This is a genomic window from Pseudidiomarina halophila, assembly GCF_003987215.1.
In the GTDB taxonomy this organism is placed as follows: domain Bacteria; phylum Pseudomonadota; class Gammaproteobacteria; order Enterobacterales; family Alteromonadaceae; genus Pseudidiomarina; species Pseudidiomarina halophila.
This window is the reverse complement of sequence record NZ_PIPW01000002.1, coordinates 274,739-290,040: the sequence shown is the minus strand read 5'-3', so window position 1 is coordinate 290,040 and position 15,302 is coordinate 274,739. Positions and strand designations below refer to the sequence as shown.

The 15,302-nt window shown below is 52.1% G+C and carries 12 protein-coding genes; 6 read left to right on the top strand and 6 right to left on the bottom strand.

The features are described from left to right. Positions 1 to 163: 163 nt before the first annotated feature. Complete coding sequence (locus CWI69_RS07335) at positions 164 to 613, bottom strand: c-type cytochrome (RefSeq protein ID WP_126763349.1); 450 nt, start codon at positions 611 to 613, stop codon at positions 164 to 166. A gap of 74 nt (positions 614 to 687) precedes the next feature. Here CWI69_RS07335 and dinB point away from each other — a divergent pair, with 74 nt between their 5' ends. Beyond that, a complete protein-coding gene (dinB, locus tag CWI69_RS07330; protein WP_126763347.1) occupies positions 688 to 1,770 on the top strand; it encodes a DNA polymerase IV in 1,083 nt (360 codons plus the stop codon). Here dinB and CWI69_RS07325 read toward each other — a convergent pair. The 3 genes from CWI69_RS07325 to CWI69_RS07315 all read right to left on the bottom strand — a co-directional run bounded on the left by CWI69_RS07325 (position 1,767) and on the right by CWI69_RS07315 (position 5,860). After that, positions 1,767 to 2,807, bottom strand: a complete 1,041-nt coding sequence (locus CWI69_RS07325) for a PepSY-associated TM helix domain-containing protein (protein ID WP_126763345.1) — start codon at positions 2,805 to 2,807, stop codon at positions 1,767 to 1,769. The genes dinB and CWI69_RS07325 overlap by 4 nt on opposite strands. After that, the gene (locus tag CWI69_RS07320; RefSeq protein ID WP_126763343.1) at positions 2,807 to 4,924 is read right to left on the bottom strand and encodes a TonB-dependent receptor; all 2,118 of its coding nucleotides are present in this window, start codon (positions 4,922 to 4,924) and stop codon (positions 2,807 to 2,809) included. The genes CWI69_RS07325 and CWI69_RS07320 overlap by 1 nt, the downstream gene beginning before the upstream one ends. A 90-nt stretch (positions 4,925 to 5,014) precedes the next feature. Further along, positions 5,015 to 5,860: a MurR/RpiR family transcriptional regulator gene (locus tag CWI69_RS07315; RefSeq protein ID WP_126763341.1), complete on the bottom strand. Its 846-nt coding sequence runs from the start codon at positions 5,858 to 5,860 to the stop codon at positions 5,015 to 5,017. A gap of 118 nt (positions 5,861 to 5,978) precedes the next feature. On the opposite strand from CWI69_RS07315, the gene CWI69_RS07310 reads away from it, so the two are divergent. The 5 genes from CWI69_RS07310 (at position 5,979) to CWI69_RS07290 (ending at position 12,714) form a co-directional block, all read left to right on the top strand. Continuing rightward, the gene (locus tag CWI69_RS07310; RefSeq protein ID WP_126763339.1) at positions 5,979 to 7,352 is read left to right on the top strand and encodes a Na+/H+ antiporter NhaC family protein; all 1,374 of its coding nucleotides are present in this window, start codon (positions 5,979 to 5,981) and stop codon (positions 7,350 to 7,352) included. A gap of 21 nt (positions 7,353 to 7,373) precedes the next feature. Continuing rightward, on the top strand, positions 7,374 to 8,960 hold the full coding sequence (locus CWI69_RS07305) for a serine hydrolase (protein WP_126763337.1): 1,587 nt from the start codon (positions 7,374 to 7,376) through the stop codon (positions 8,958 to 8,960). A gap of 3 nt (positions 8,961 to 8,963) precedes the next feature. Further along, positions 8,964 to 10,067: an alanine racemase gene (alr, locus tag CWI69_RS07300; protein WP_126763335.1), complete on the top strand. Its 1,104-nt coding sequence runs from the start codon at positions 8,964 to 8,966 to the stop codon at positions 10,065 to 10,067. A gap of 109 nt (positions 10,068 to 10,176) precedes the next feature. Beyond that, entirely contained in the window at positions 10,177 to 11,598 is a 1,422-nt protein-coding gene (locus CWI69_RS07295) for a C40 family peptidase (protein WP_198678920.1), read from the top strand. A gap of 12 nt (positions 11,599 to 11,610) precedes the next feature. After that, positions 11,611 to 12,714: a dipeptide epimerase gene (locus tag CWI69_RS07290; protein ID WP_126763333.1), complete on the top strand. Its 1,104-nt coding sequence runs from the start codon at positions 11,611 to 11,613 to the stop codon at positions 12,712 to 12,714. A gap of 14 nt (positions 12,715 to 12,728) precedes the next feature. Here the strand turns inward: CWI69_RS07290 and CWI69_RS07285 are convergent, their stop codons facing one another. Together CWI69_RS07285 and CWI69_RS07280 are read right to left on the bottom strand one after the other, a co-directional pair. After that, a complete protein-coding gene (locus CWI69_RS07285) occupies positions 12,729 to 13,163 on the bottom strand; it encodes a YqaA family protein (RefSeq protein ID WP_126763331.1) in 435 nt (144 codons plus the stop codon). Between the two features lie 2 nt (positions 13,164 to 13,165). Next, positions 13,166 to 15,241, bottom strand: a complete 2,076-nt coding sequence (locus CWI69_RS07280; RefSeq protein WP_198678919.1) for a S9 family peptidase — start codon at positions 15,239 to 15,241, stop codon at positions 13,166 to 13,168. Between the last annotated feature and the right edge of the window lie 61 nt (positions 15,242 to 15,302).

The following is a 15,302-nucleotide window of genomic DNA, read 5'->3' as shown; positions in this document are numbered from 1 at the left end:
GACGTTTATTGTTTTTATGTATATTTTTTTGTGAACGAACTTGGTTTTGATTATATCTTTACATTCCCTTACAAGAAAGGTTTTTGCTGGATTTTTCATCACTTTTCACGCACAAAAAAACCGCCGAAGCGGTTTTTGTCATTCTATTCAGTCACTTTGTAACTTAAATGTCGGCGATCATGTAATCAATTGCCGCTTGAATCTCTTCGTCGCTACAATCACTACAGGTGCCTTTTGGTGGCATGGCATTATAGCCTTCAATCGCGTGCTTCAACACTGTGTCCATACCCTGGGCAAGGCGTGGCTCCCAGTCTGCCGCATTGTTCAACTTCGGCGCACCTAAAACACCACTGGTATGACAGGCTGCGCAGAACTGATTGTATACAGCTTCGCCTGAGCGTGCTTCTGCACTGGCACTGTCACCACCGTTTGCGGCATCAGCACTGCCTGTGCGTACCTGGCCAATCGGCGCGATCCGCTCGGCGATCTCTTCACTACTATCCTGCGGCAATATGGTCGCACCCGCACTACCAACCACGAAGGCCAATGCGGCAGCAAACAAACGGCCAGATTTTACAACTTTCAATACGTTCACAGTGGACTCCTGTTTCATTTAGTTGAGCTTGCACGCTCACAAAGTTGTTGCGATTATAGCCAGATTCCGTCCAAGGTTAAACATTTCGTTTTATGTCGCAACAATCACCGCCTGATACGCGCAAAATAGCGCTTTTAGATCTCGACGCTTTTTTTGCCAGCGCCGAAGTTCTGCGCGATCCCAGTTTGCGTGAACGCCCCTTTGCCGTCGGCGGGGGCAGCGAGCGCGGTGTCGTCGCTACAGCTAATTATCTGGCCCGGCAATACGGTGTGCGCAGCGCCATGTCAGGGGCGCACGCCCGACGTCTGTGTCCACATCTGCATTTTGTCAGCCCTGACCACCGCTATTACCGCGAGCTATCAAAACAAGTGCTGGCGGTATTACACAAGGTTACGGATCGTGTTGAACCCGCATCGATAGATGAGTTCTATCTTGATCTTACCGACAATACGCAATTTCATGGCAGTGCGTCATTGACCATGCAGGCCATTCGCGACGAGCTACGTAAACTTGGCTTGACAGCGTCCGCTGGGATTAGTTGTCAAAAAATGGTCGCGAAAATCGCCAGTGAGGAGCAAAAACCCGACGGCCAGTTTGTTGTGCCGCCAGATGATGTCCTGGCTTATATTGCACAACTTAGCCTGAAGCGCATCCCCGGGGTTGGTCCGAAAAGTCTGGAACGTCTGCAGCATGCCGGGTTTTATACCGGCAAAGACATTCAACACGCGGCGCTGGATCGTTTGCAGCGTTTACTGGGTGACAAGGCCGGATGGTTACTGCAGCAACGCTGTAATGGTATTGATGTGCGACCTGTGGTCACTGAGCGCACCCGCAAAAGTGTCGGCTGTGAAGAAACCTTACGCCATGACTTTCAGCATTTGCGGCAAGTGGAACAGTTTCTGGATGAAGTCTTGCTGCCGCAGCTGAAAAAGCGTCTGGGCCAGAGTCGCTGGCAGGACACTCACATCAAAAGCCAGACGGTAAAACTGAAATTCAGCGACTTTCAGCAAACCACGGTGTCTCGCACCGCCAAAACCGTATCGCCCAGCCTGTTTTATCAATTGGTGCGTGACGCCTGGGACCGTCGTGAGCAACGCGGTGTACGTCTGGTCGGTCTCAGCGTAGCGCTGCCTGATCCCGATGAGCAGTTGCAGCTCGAACTTGAGCTCGATTAATGCTCACGCTCGCGGCGCTTGTACCAGAACCAGACGCCTGTGACCGGTAATAACACCAGTACAACTCCACCGATAACCAGCAAAATCAGCCACACCAGGCCACCGACAGCGGCGACATGAAGCGGATAAATCATCTGCGATAGCTGATAACCGAGGCTTTTATTTCGCACGTCGTCCGCCTGGATTAACGGACCGTTTCCAGCAAAGGTAAGGTAGCTGCGCCCGTTCGGATGCCACTCATCACTGTGCTGTAAGCGTAACCGGTAAGCGCCGTCGGCATTGGGTTGCAGGTACACCAGCCGCGGCCTTTGCGCAGGCCAGAATTGCTCAGCTATGACGAAACGCTGCTGCCAGTTGTCAGCATTTTGCTCAGGTAACTGCGGCTGTGGTTGCACGGTTTTATACGGCAACAGCTGATCAAGGCCCGAATTCACAGCGGCGGCATACATGATCGCTGTGCCGGTAATGAGCAATGCTAAAACTGGCACGATCGTGAGGATCCCAATACTGCGATGCAACTGCCACAAGGTGGCCCTGAATTGTCGTGAGCGCACCCCGTGCCAACGTACGCTGAACACCCGCCAGCTCCAGTTGCGCGGCCACCAGCGAACCACCCCGGCGATGACCAGGAGCAAGCTTAATAAACCGAAAATGCCCATCAGGTCTTTGCCAAAATCGTGCAATAACAAATGATGGTGAAACTCGACAAACCAGGAAATCCAGTCATCGAGTAGCGGCCGGACGAGCAGTTCCGTGCCTGCGCCGTCGAAATAGTGAGTGGTTCCTTCGCCGTCAACCACCTCGACCCAGGGTTTATCTGCACGCGGAAGATAAGCGTAGCCCGCGTTGAAGCGGTCAAAAATCTGCGCAGCTTCGGCAGTCGAAGGGATTTCGTTGAGTCGCAACTGCGGATACTGCAGTTGCAGTAACTCAGTTTTATATAAAAGAATCGTGCCCGTTAATGAAACGAGCACGACCCAAAGACTCAATGTCAAACCGAGCCACTTATGGACCCGGCCACACCAATGCCGCCACATTAGAACTGATAATTCCAATTCACACTTACTGTGCGACCACGACCAGTGAAGTTACGTGAATCCGGACCTACGGTCTGCGCGTAGTAAGTGAAATAGTACTCATCCAGCAAGTTCTCAACCCCCACTGTGAACTGACCATAATCAAGGGTTTCGATCAGGAGTTGCGCATCCAGAGTCTGGTAGCCGTCGAAGTTATTCACCGCTTGTGCGCCGCTATAAATATCGCGGTCGAACAGGACGTTGTATTGCACACGGCTGCTGACCATGGCGCCCCATTGCTGCTCCCAATAAAGGTTGGCGCGTTCTGGTGCGATATTGCGACCGCCAAGCTCGGTATCAACACGTTGATCGTCGTTGCTGTCGTACTCACCGTTGGTTTTCGCATAGTTCATGCCGAAGTTGGTGTAAGACGACCATGCATAACTAGCACTTAACTCCACCCCATCGATTTCGGTACGTTCACGTTTAACGCTGTAGAAGCCGTCAGCATCGGCTTGCAGCCGCGCGCCAAGATCTGAGTCAGAGGTGAAATAGCTCACACTTAAGTTCAGCGCATTGCCACGGTACTCAACACCAATTTCCTGGTTATCAGCAATCACCGGCTGCAGATCAAGGAAGCTCGAGACGCTCAAATCCGGTTGACTGATACCACGTAACACACGGCCTACGTCAGGCATGCTAAAGCCTTCGGAATAGCTGGCAAATACCCGCCAGTCGTTAGTTAATTCGTATACCGCACCGACATTCGGCAACAATTCATTAAATGACGGCTCACCACCTTCTACAAAAGTGTTGCCATAGCTCGCCAGCGTGGTGAAATCATCTACCTTTAATTTGCCATACTCATAACGCACGCCAGCACTGAGGGTCAGCCCCTGATTGCGGTAGCGAACCTGTGCGAATGGTGCCCAGTTATTAAAAGTTGTTTCCGGAACCCACTTGCGACCCGTTTGTGCCAGCTCCTGGAAAGTACTGTCGCGCAAGTAATCAAGCCCTGCACTAACCGCAACAGGCAAATCTACGACGTCATTCCAGTTCAGCGTCACCCGAGAACCATACTTTTGCGAATCGTTGCGTGACTGATCGAAGAGATCCTCGCCATAGGCTGGGTCCTGGAAGGTGGCGTAGGTGCCACCGCCATACAAAGCAGAGAAATCCTGCGAGAATAACTGCCAGTTCAGGTCAGCACCCAGAACATCAGCGTTGCGATAGGTAACCGTTGCGGTAGTAACTCGGTTACGTGGCGCGTCACCGGCTGTAGGCTCTGCCACTGAGATTGTTGGTATGCCCGCAGAGCGATCGCCCCCGACCGATGAATAGTCGCCATTGCCTTCCATATCAAAATGGTTGAGCATAAGTTCGACCGTTTGCCCGGCGTCAATGCGATAACCTAACTTCGCAAACACATCGTAGCTTTCTGAATCCATGGTATCGCCCTGGGCGGTGTCGACACCAATCAACTGACCGTTGCCATCTACATACATACCCGTGCTGCGCAGCTGCACACCTGCAACAGCGGAGACATCACCGGAGGCACCGCGGAACAGATAACCGGTGCGATAACTTAATCCTTCGCTGGTTTCGCTGGTCGGCGCGCTGAAACCTACATTGACTTCATGGTTTGCGCCCTGCTCGGCAGATTTGGTGACGATGTTGATGATACCGCCGCTGGCACCCATGCCTTGGATTGCACTTGCGCCATGAATGATTTCAACCCGCTCAATCATCAGCGGGTCTATGGTGTAGGCTGCCCGGGCACCATTACGCAATGGGTTGGATTGTGGCACACCATCGATCAGATAAAGAGGTTCACGGCCGCGCAAGGTTTCGCCAGAGCTGGTTAACTTCTGCCGCGAAGGTGAGAAGGCGGGTACTAAATTACCCAAAACGTCTGACAAGGTATCGGCACTGGCGAGTTGTTGGCGCAGATCTTCGCCATCAATCACCGTCACGGTAGCAGGAATGCTCGCGGTGGTTTGCTCGGTCCGCGAAGCAGTGATCTTGATGCGTTCATCGGCTTTGACAGGCTGAGCTGTCTGTTCTTGTGCGACAACTGGTGCCGCAACGGGTAGCGCTAAGGCAGAGGCTAAACTTAAACTCAACAAGGTTTTCTTCATGACTACGAATCCTATCAGCACAAAGTTAGAAAAAGTGCGCTAATGATAACGATTCGCATTTAATGATCAATACCTAAATGGGAATAAGTTTCATTTGGTATCTAGCAAGTTGTGCGAATTCATACTCTCTTCGATGAGTGAATCAACTTTTAACGTCTGACAGAGCTGCACATAGAGCATGTGACAAAGGTGCTGCATCCCCAACTGCATTAATACACTGTCGGTGCGCATATGCGTATCGCCGCCTAGTGCGAATAAGCTGATGTCCGCCAGTACGCTGGTGGGATTATTACCGTAGCGCGTCAGCGAAATGACTTTGGCGCCTTTACTTTTAGCCTGACGGACAATCTTCAGAATATCGCTATTCTGCCCACCGTCACTGATAGCGAACAAAACATTGCCCTCACTAAGAGTGGTCGCCATCTGCACTTGCAGCGCAGGGTCTGTGCTACTGAGGGTAACTTTACCCAATTGCATCAAACGCAGCACAAAATCCTTGGCAACAATCGCGGATTTACCAAAGCCAACGATTTGAATTGTTTCTGCGGCCGTGAGCAAACGCAGCGCCTGTTGCAGTTTCTCAACTTCATTAATATCGGCAACACCTTGCATTACCGCATAGTACCCGTCGCGTAACTCGGCAAAAGTCGCGGCAATGGAACGCTCCTGCGAGGGGTGGCTGGCCTGGGTACGTGTTTGATTGGAAGCCGAGACCACAGCTTCATTGACTGCAAACTTCAAATCGGGATAGCCGCGGTAACCTAGTTTTTGACTAAACTTAACCACACTGGATTGACTTACCCCGATCGCGTCAGCCAGTTGTTGCGACGAGTAATCGCGTAACAGGTGGGTATTCTCCAGGATAAAGTCGGCGAGCTTGCGCTCAATTAACGACATATCTTCGCGCATCGCGCGGATTTTTAATAAACAGGACATAGGCGCTGTAATTCTTCATAATCTATGAAAGTTAGAATCCCATATTGAATAATTTATTACTGGTTGGCAATATGGACGTCGAAAATCCGCTACTAATAACTCAAACAAGGTCTCATTTATGAGCTGGATGTCCGTATTACCGCCACTCGTGGCCATTATCGTGGTGTTCTGGCGCAAGGAAGTCATTGTTGCATTACTCCTTGCCATCGTTACTTCAGAACTTCTACTCACATGGCAAGGCGGTGAATCACTGGTTTACACCTTCGTCGCAACCATTGAACGCATTATTTCTGTCTTCGGCTCCGCTGGCAACACACGAATCCTGATTTTTAGTTTAATGGTCGGCGCGTTGCTGGCCTATATCCGTGAATCCGGTGGTGTCGCTGCAACTGTTGAAGCCCTTCTCGCCCGCGGGCTTGGCACGACCAAGCGTAGTGCCAGCCTGATGACAGTTTTCACCGGTATTTTTGTTTTTATCGAATCGAACCTGAGTGTACTGACCGCTGGTATTCTTTCGCGCGGCTTGTTCGAAAAACTCGGCATGAGTCGGGCGCGCCTCGCCTACCTTATTGATAGTACCAGTGCGCCGATCTGTATTCTAATCCTCCTTAACGGCTGGGGTGCTTATGTTCTGGGTATGCTGGATCAACAGGATTTGCCAGGCTCCAGCGTCACTACGCTGTGGAGTACCATCCCTTTCAACTTTTATGCCCTGGTAACTCTGGTCATCGTCTTTTACACCGCTATTAGCGGACGTGTGTTTGGCCCGCTGAAGAAAGTTGAAGAGCGCCCGGTAGAGCACAAAGACATACCTGAACATGTACCAAGTAACAGTAAAGCCCGTTACATGCTGGTGCCTTTGACGGTAATGGTGGTGGGCATGGTGGCCTTTATGTTTGGCACCGGTGGTGGCGACATTACCCAGGGTGACGGCTCGAAATCAGTACTTTATGCAACAGTTCTGGCATGTGTCGTGGCCTATTTCATGCTCATTATCAGCCGTCGTAAGAGCCATCAGCAACTGGTTGATATCGGCTTTAAAGGCATGGGTGAACTGCTGCCGCTGGTGAGCATCGTGTTACTTTCACTAGCGCTGGGTAGCAGCTTACGCGAACTGGGCACAGGTATCTTCTTAGCCGGGCTGGTTGGCGAGTTCCTGCCACTGTTCTTAATCGCGCCGATGTTGTTTATTGCGGGTGCCTTGATCTCCTTCACCACGGGCACCTCGTGGGGAACCTTTGCAATTCTGATCCCGATCGCAGCGCCAATGATCATCGCCCTCGACTTGCCCGCACCTTTATTGCTCGCGGCGGTTCTTGGCGGCGGCGTGTTTGGCGATCACTGTTCGCCTATATCCGATACCACGGCGGTATCCGCTCTGGCTTCAGGTTGCGACTTGCTTGAGCACGTTCGCACCCAGTTGCCTTACGCACTTACCGGCGGAGCAATTACTCTGGTGCTGTATGTCATCACCAGTTTGATCATGATTTAACCGAAAGAGCGACCCATCGTCATGCGCAAATTACAAAATTTCACCCGGCCAGTGGCCGGGTTAGCGGCTGCAGTCTCTCTGGCGTTTAGTGCCACAGTACAAGCCGAACCTAGTCAAATCAGTAGTGCCAAACTGGATGCGACAGTGGCGCAAATTCGTGACATCTACGACGTACCTGGCATGGCGATCGCCATTGTCGAAGGCGATGATGTGGTGTTTGCCAAAGGTTATGGTGTGCACGAGTTGGGCGAACCGGCAGAGGTTTCTACCCGTACCTTATTTAAAATCGCATCGGTCACTAAAAACTTTACCACTGCGGCGCTGGCATTGCTGGTCGATCAGGGCAAGCTCAACTGGGACGACCCGGTCATCGATTATATTCCGGAATTTCGGGTGCAGGATCCATGGATAACCCGTAACTTCACCGTTCGTGACTTACTGATTCATAAAAGCGGACTGAATCTGGGCGCAGGTGATCTGATGTTCTGGCCTACCCCCAATGATTTCACCCGTGCTGATATCCTGCATGGCTTACAGTATCTGCCGATGACGCGCGGCTTTCGTACCCAGTACGCATACGACAATATTCTTTATGTGATCGCCGGCGAGCTTACCGAGCGCGTCACTGGACAGCGTTGGGAGACCTTTGTCGAAGAAAACCTGATGCGTCCCCTTGGTATGGAGTACTGCTTCGCCGGACCGGTACCTGAGGACTACAAAAAGTACATTGCCCAACCACACGGGATTATCGATGATCAACCGACAGTTGTACGGCGCGACTTTGCTGATGATTATCTGACTTCAGCGCCAGCAGGTGGCATTCGCTGCAGCATCCAGGCGATGACGAAGTGGATGAAAATGCACCTGGCGCGCGGCGCTTACACCGACAGTGAAGGGCAACAAAAGCAGCTTATTAGTACCCGACAACATGCCGAGCTGTGGTCACCTCAAACCATTATGAATGTCGGCTCACGGGCGTATGACTGGGACAACACCCATTTCGCAGCCTACGGTCTGGGGTGGCGTATGCACGATGTCGATGGCTTGTTGCGGGTACACCACACCGGCACCTTGCATGGCATGAATGCGTATCTGTCGTTCTTCCCGGAACTGGACGTCGGTTTTATGGTGCTGATGAACCGCGCCCACAGTGACGCACGCACAGCGATGATGCGCACCATGATGAAAGCTTATACCGACAGCCCTGAACAAGATTGGATCGCCAAGGTACAGGAATGGCGTGAAGCAGCCAGCGCCCGCCGTGCTGCAGCTTTTGAAGAGCCAGAGACACAAGCGGTGACGCCGGAGATTGCTGCCCGGGTAGTAGGTGACTATGTCGACCCATGGTTTGGTAAAGTCACCGTGAGCTGGCAGGACGGTCAGTTGCGTTGGCGTTCACATCGCTCAGCGCGCATGGTTGGCGAACTGTTCCACATTAAAGGCGATACTTTTGCGGCACGCTGGGACGACCGTACCCACCATGCTGATGCATATGTACGATTCACCACCACCATGCAAGGCGATATTCTCGGCATGCAATTGGCACCTATTGACCCAGCAGCGGACTTCAGTTTTGACTTTGAAGACCTCAACTTTACGAAGCAGTAATATATGAGTAATGGCTTACATTTTCGTCCGACCCGTGCGGAAATTTCCATGTCAGCGTTGCAACACAATGCCCAGGTCGCGCGTCACCATGCCGGCAAATGTAACCTGCTGGGGGTGATTAAAGCGGATGGCTATGGCCATGGCGCTATCACCGTTGCACGGGCGATAAGTGGCACTGTTGATGCTTTTGCTGTCGCTTTCATCGACGAAGCACTACAACTTCGCGAAGCCGGTTTTAATCAGCCCATCGTCTTGCTGGAGGGGTGTTTTTCTGAAGCGGAATTGCCTGTTTGTGCGCACTATAATTTGCAACCGGTGGTGCACCATCAGGGCCAGATCGATGCCATACTCAATGCGCGACTGGTGAAACCGCTGGCGGTATGGTTGAAGACCGATACCGGAATGCATCGGTTAGGGTTTCCTCCGGCTGCGGTCAAGGAAGCGACACAACAACTGGAGAACTGCCCGCAGGTTGCCAGCGTCACGTTGATGACCCATTTTGCCAACGCTGAAGTGGCTGATGATGCCCTCAATCAGGTGCAGCAACAACGGTTTGCCGAACTTTGTGCCTCGACCTCACCAACCACGGCGTTGAGCAGCGCCAATACCGCGGCCTTGCTGAGCAGCGCCATTGACCTGGGCACGGACCCTGGTCAGTGGTGTCGCACCGGCATTTTACTGTATGGAGTGAATCCGACCTCGCACGCCAGGACGGAGCCCCTGCAAGCAGCCATGCGCCTGACTGCGCCGGTAATCGCATTACGCGACGTCGCCGCTGGTGCCGCGGTCGGTTATGGCAGTCGCTGGCATGCCGGGCGACCAAGTCGCATTGCCACCCTGGCCATAGGCTATGCTGATGGCTATCCCCGCCATGCGCCCAACGGCACCCCGGTGTGGCTGAACGGTCAGCGGGTACCCTTAGCAGGTACTGTTTCGATGGATATGATTACTCTGGATGTGACCGAGCTTGAGTCCGTCGCCATCGGTGATGAAGCAGAGCTTTGGGGGCCGAATTTGCCCGTCGCTACTGTGGCCGACGCTATTGGCACTATTAGCTATGAGCTGTTATGCCGTGTCAGCCCACGGGTACCAAGACATTGCAAATAATTTATGCCTAAAAAATTGGTTGTTTGGAATATTATTCCAATTTAAGATGGGAACTAGTTTAGTCACAAAAGATTAGTCACAAAATTCGCACGCCCAATAGGGAGAACCTGTGAGATACATTGCGTTAGCTATCAGCCTTGCCACTCTGGTGGGTTGCCAACCGGCACCATCAGAGCAAACAACAGCGCCGGCGCCATCCGTCGAATACCAGTCATTACCGAACTATGAGCATGACATTATTGGCATGCAGGAACAGTATCTGGAACCTGAGTTCTGGCTACAACGCCTCGAACATCCTGATGCGCTGGTCATGACCGCAGACGAGATAGCAGCGTTCAATCAACGTTCGTACGCGGTGCAGGATGAAATGGTGTATTTGAGTGAGCACCCCACCCAGCTCAGCGCTGCAGAGTTACACGATAAAATCGACGCTATCAGCAGTTTACCTGGTTACCCAAGATTTTACGCCAACGGCGAACAAGCCACTGCGGAACAATTAGCTGGCTATCGCAACGCAGCAAACTTCGACGCCATTCAGGCCACTAATCCAGTGCGCTTCGGGCTGGTGGTCAAACGCTCAGCCATGCGCACCTTCCCGACGCTCGATAAGCTCTATAGCGACGATCTTGACTTTGATATCGACCGTTTTCAGGAAACTGGGGTATTTCCCGGCATGCCACTGGCGATTTTGCACACCAGCACCGACGGTGAATGGTATCTGGCGCAGTCCTATCACTATCTGGCCTGGGTACAAGCGAAAGATGTTGCTATCGGCCCACGCGAGGAAGTGCTCTCATTTGCCGAAAAAGAGCCCTTTGCCATTGTTGCGGAAGCCAAAGTCGAAACCAATTACACCCCTTCTTTTGCGCCGGTATCTGACGTGCAACTCGATATGAGTACACGCCTGCCGTTACTTAGTGCCGCAGAAACCGGCCATGACGTACATGGCCAGAACCCATTTGCCAGTTACACTGTGCAACTGCCTATCCGTGACGCTAACGGTGATCTCGCCTTTTCTCCGGCACTGATCGCCCGCCATCATGATGTTCATGTCGGCTATCTGCCCTATACTGAAGCGAATGTTATCAATCAGGCCTTTAAATTCCTGGGCGAACGTTATGGTTGGGGCCATGATTACAACGCCCGCGATTGCACCGGATTCGTCCTGGAAGTGTATCGCAGCATGGGCATTGATATGCCACGTAACTCCAGTCAGCAAGGCTACGGCAGTTACGGCGAAACTGTCGTCTATGACGAAAACAGCAGTAACGAAGAGAAGCTTGAACGCCTGGCGGCAGCAAAAGTTGGCGATTTAATTTATTTACCGGGGCACGTAGTGATGTACATTGGGGAAATCGACGGTCAACCTTATGTTATTCATGACGTTCACGGCTTGAGCTACCGCGACGCAGAAGATCAGCACTATGAAGGCACGCTCAACGGCGTTTCGGTAACCCCCCTTATCGACCTAGGCTTTGGTGCGAACGACACTTACTTAGATCGTATCTATGCGATCAAATCGGTACGCTAAACAGGATCTTATATGAAAATTACTGACATCAAATTCGCCATGCTGCGCGTGCCGTTGAAAACACCTTTTAAAACCGCATTGCGCACGGTTGAGTCGATTGAAGATATCGTCATTATGGTGCATACCGATACCGGCCATGTGGGTTACGGCGAAGCGCCAGCGACCGCAGTGATCACCGGCGATACCCATGGCTCTATGGTGGAAGCCATAGATCGTATTATGAAGCCAAAACTGATTGGTCAGGAGGTTTCCGACCTCAACCACATCATCGGACTCATCCAAAACGGTATTATTCGCAATTACAGTGCCAAAGCTGCCGTAGAAATGGCGGTTTATGACCTCTGGGGCCAATTGTACAACGCGCCGCTTTATAAAATGCTGGGTGGCGGCGTGCCAACCATCTCTACTGACATCACCATCAGTGTCGACTACATCGATAAAATGGTCGCTGACTCGTTAGAGGCCATCGATCGTGGCTTTGAAACCCTGAAGATTAAGGTCGGTAAAGACATTGGTGTTGATATTGAGCGGGTTAAAGCGATTTACGCCGCAGTTGAAGGCAAAGCCTTGCTGCGCTTAGACGCAAACCAGGGCTGGACACCTAAAGAAGCCGTTTATGCGCTGCACAAACTTGAAGGTGCCGGCGTACGGCTGGAGTTGGTTGAGCAGCCCGTTAAGGCGCGTGATATCGATGGCATGAAGTATATTACTGAACGGGTTCACACGCCGGTAATGGCCGATGAAAGCAGTTTCGGTCCGCGCGAAGTTATAGAACTGATTAAAATGCGCGCCGCCGATATTATTAATATCAAATTGATGAAGACCGGTGGTATCTCCAATGCCATTAAGATCGCTGACATCTGTTCGGTGTACGACATGCAATGCATGATTGGCTGCATGCTGGAGTCCAGCATCAGTGTTTCCGCTGCAGTTCATCTGGCGGTAGCGAAGTCTAACGTGATCACCAAGATTGACCTCGATGGGCCTTCGTTGTGCGCGTACGATCCAGTTAAAGGTAGTGTCAGCTTTAAAGATGCTGAAATCTCGATCAACGACTCGCCAGGCCTGGGTATTGAGTCTATCGAGGGGCTGGAAGAGTTCATTCCGCGCAGTTAGAAGCGCGCTCTGACTCAATTCAGGACGGGTTCAAACCAGAGTTTCAGCAAGCCAAGTAGCAGGGCGTAGCGCCCTGCTTTACTTATCCAGACAATCAGCAAAAACTCCCAGAACCTCAAGCGCAACATGCCGGCAATAAAGGTCAGCGTGTCGCCAATGAAAGGGGCCCAGGCGAGCAATAGTGACCACTTCCCGTAACGTTCAAACCACCAATGTCCGCGCTCTAAGGTTTTGCCCTTAAAAGGAAACCAACGCCGTTCCTGGTATTTCAACAAAAACCGGCCCAGCGCGTAATTCACCACGCTGCCCAGAGTGTTACCCACTGAAGCACTCAGCCAGATGAGCCACACGTTGTAACCCAGCTGCTGAGCGCTGATTACCAGCACTTCGGACTGTGCCGGAAACACAGTGGCGGCCAGAAAGGCCACCAGAAATAGACTTAAATACACATTTACTCTTTACGGTAGCGTTTAAACCAGGCCAGTGCATGCTCAACTTTTGCTACGATGCGTGAAGGCTTTGCGGTAACGCCATGGTAAGCGTCAGGCACGCGCACCATAACCGTATCGACGTTGCGCAGCTGCAAGGCCTGGTAAAACTGTTCGGTTTCCGCCATTGGCGTACGACGGTCCAGTTCACCGGTAAACAGCAGGGTTGGCGTGGTTACATTACCCACCAAAGACAAGGGTGAACGTTTCCAGTAGTGCGCTAAATCTTCCCACGGCATGGCGGGAAACTGATTCTGTATCTGACCGACCGAGCTATCTGCTGTCAGTGTTTTACTGACCCAATTGATAACCGGATTGGTCGCAGCCGCAGCATTAAAGCGATCCGTCAGGCCGACCGCGTAAGCGGTCGCAATACCGCCCGCTGAACCACCAGCGATATACAGGTTATCTGCATCGGCAATACCCATTTCAATCAGTTCGTCGAGTCCGGACATGTGGTCGGCAAAGTCCCGCTCTGATGAATAGAAACCGTCCAGCAAATTGGCAAATTCTTTACCATAGGAGGTACTGCCACGGTAGTTGGCGTACAACACGACATAGCCTTCAGCAGCATAGCGCTGATGCTCGATACCAAATACCGGCCCATAGGACGCATGTGGCCCGCCGTGGATCTCGACGATGGTCGGGTAGGTTTTTCCTGCTTCGTAACCTGGCGGCAAAATGTACCATGCCTGAATTTCGGTGCCATCAAAAGACGATTCATACGTCATCTCACGCACTTCACCAAGCTCACGGTAGCCGAGCACTTCACTGTTGAGGTCGGTTAACTGCTGCGTTTCCCCATCGACTGCCATTGCCACGTTTGCCAGATCGTAAGGCGTTGCATGAGTGAAGGCGATCGCCCCAGTAGCCGGTGCTACAGAGTACATGCCGCTGGTATAAGGACGACTCACATAAGTACCGCCAAGGGTGCTGACACGGTCATGCAATTCACCTTCGAGATTAACCTCTGCGACCTTGGTTAACCCGCGATCGGTGTACTGCACCGTCAAGCGCTGGTTATCAATCCATTGCGGACTTTCCAGCGAACGGTCAAGATCTGTCTTAATCGCGGTTAACGCGCCGCTTTCCCAATTTAACCGGTGTAGTGTGCTGTTACGATAAGGAACTGGCTCATTGTCACCATGCAAGAAAGCTAAATGCTCGCCATTAGGCGATAAAGTTGCTGAGTACTCGTCACCCGGAAGATCGGTCAACTGCTGCAGGCTATTGTCAGCAAGCTTCACCGCCCATAAGTCACTTTCACGGGTTTGGTATTCCCAGTTCTCAGTGCGATTGCCGGAGAACACGATATGTTGATCATCAGCAGCCCAGACTAGGGGTCCACGATGCTGAAAAGGTCCATCGGTAATCTGCCGCGCGCTGCCACCATGGCTCGGCACCACGAACACCTGATTATATGAAGACTTCACTACCCCGCGACCATCGCGTTGATAGAGGGTGCGTTCAACGATAAGCGGGGGTTTGCCCCATTTGGCTTTTTCTGGTTTTTTCGGAGTATGCACACTCCTGGCGAAATCAGATTTAGGCTCCTCCACCGCCATCATAAATGCCAGTTGCTCGCCATCCTGCGACCACGCCATCTGGCTGGGGCTGTTCGTCACCTCGGTAACAGGTGCAACGCGCTGCTCATCGACCCAGAATACGTTGATCTGGTTACGCCCTGAGCGGTTCGAGGTAAACGCCAGCCGCTTACCATCAGGTGACCAGGTTGGGTTGCCGTAGCTGTGTTTATCAGCGAACAGTGGTGTATGTTGCCCCGTTGCCGTATCGATCAGCCACAGACCTTTGCGGGTGCCGTCGGTCATAATATCGAAACTGTTACGGATATAAGCGATGTACTTACCATCAGGTGAGATTTGGACATCGTTCGCATGCTCTAGCGCGAACACGTCTTCCGCTTGTAAAGGTTGCTTCAAATCAGGCTGGTGCTGGGTGTCCTGCGCCATAGCCGGCGCAAGGAAAAGCGCGGAAGCGAGACAAAAACTTAAAGCTGTTGGATTTAATTTATGCGTCATAATTGGGCTTCTCGTTGGACTGTGATTTAACTGTAGTTCCAACGAGACTACCCAAAGGCAT

What these genes read in the sequence shown, in the direction of transcription:
- CWI69_RS07325 (WP_126763345.1), bottom strand. Translation starts at nt 2,807, where the DNA reads ATGTGGCGGCATTGGTGTGGCCGGGTCCATAAGTGGCTCGGTTTGACA.
- CWI69_RS07310 (WP_126763339.1), top strand. Translation starts at nt 5,979, where the DNA reads ATGAGCTGGATGTCCGTATTACCGCCACTCGTGGCCATTATCGTGGTG.
- CWI69_RS07335 (WP_126763349.1), bottom strand. Translation starts at nt 613, where the DNA reads ATGAAACAGGAGTCCACTGTGAACGTATTGAAAGTTGTAAAATCTGGC.
- CWI69_RS07320 (WP_126763343.1), bottom strand. Translation starts at nt 4,924, where the DNA reads ATGAAGAAAACCTTGTTGAGTTTAAGTTTAGCCTCTGCCTTAGCGCTA.
- CWI69_RS07305 (WP_126763337.1), top strand. Translation starts at nt 7,374, where the DNA reads ATGCGCAAATTACAAAATTTCACCCGGCCAGTGGCCGGGTTAGCGGCT.
- CWI69_RS07280 (WP_198678919.1), bottom strand. Translation starts at nt 15,241, where the DNA reads ATGACGCATAAATTAAATCCAACAGCTTTAAGTTTTTGTCTCGCTTCC.
- dinB (WP_126763347.1), top strand. Translation starts at nt 688, where the DNA reads ATGTCGCAACAATCACCGCCTGATACGCGCAAAATAGCGCTTTTAGAT.
- CWI69_RS07290 (WP_126763333.1), top strand. Translation starts at nt 11,611, where the DNA reads ATGAAAATTACTGACATCAAATTCGCCATGCTGCGCGTGCCGTTGAAA.
- alr (WP_126763335.1), top strand. Translation starts at nt 8,964, where the DNA reads ATGAGTAATGGCTTACATTTTCGTCCGACCCGTGCGGAAATTTCCATG.
- CWI69_RS07315 (WP_126763341.1), bottom strand. Translation starts at nt 5,860, where the DNA reads ATGTCCTGTTTATTAAAAATCCGCGCGATGCGCGAAGATATGTCGTTA.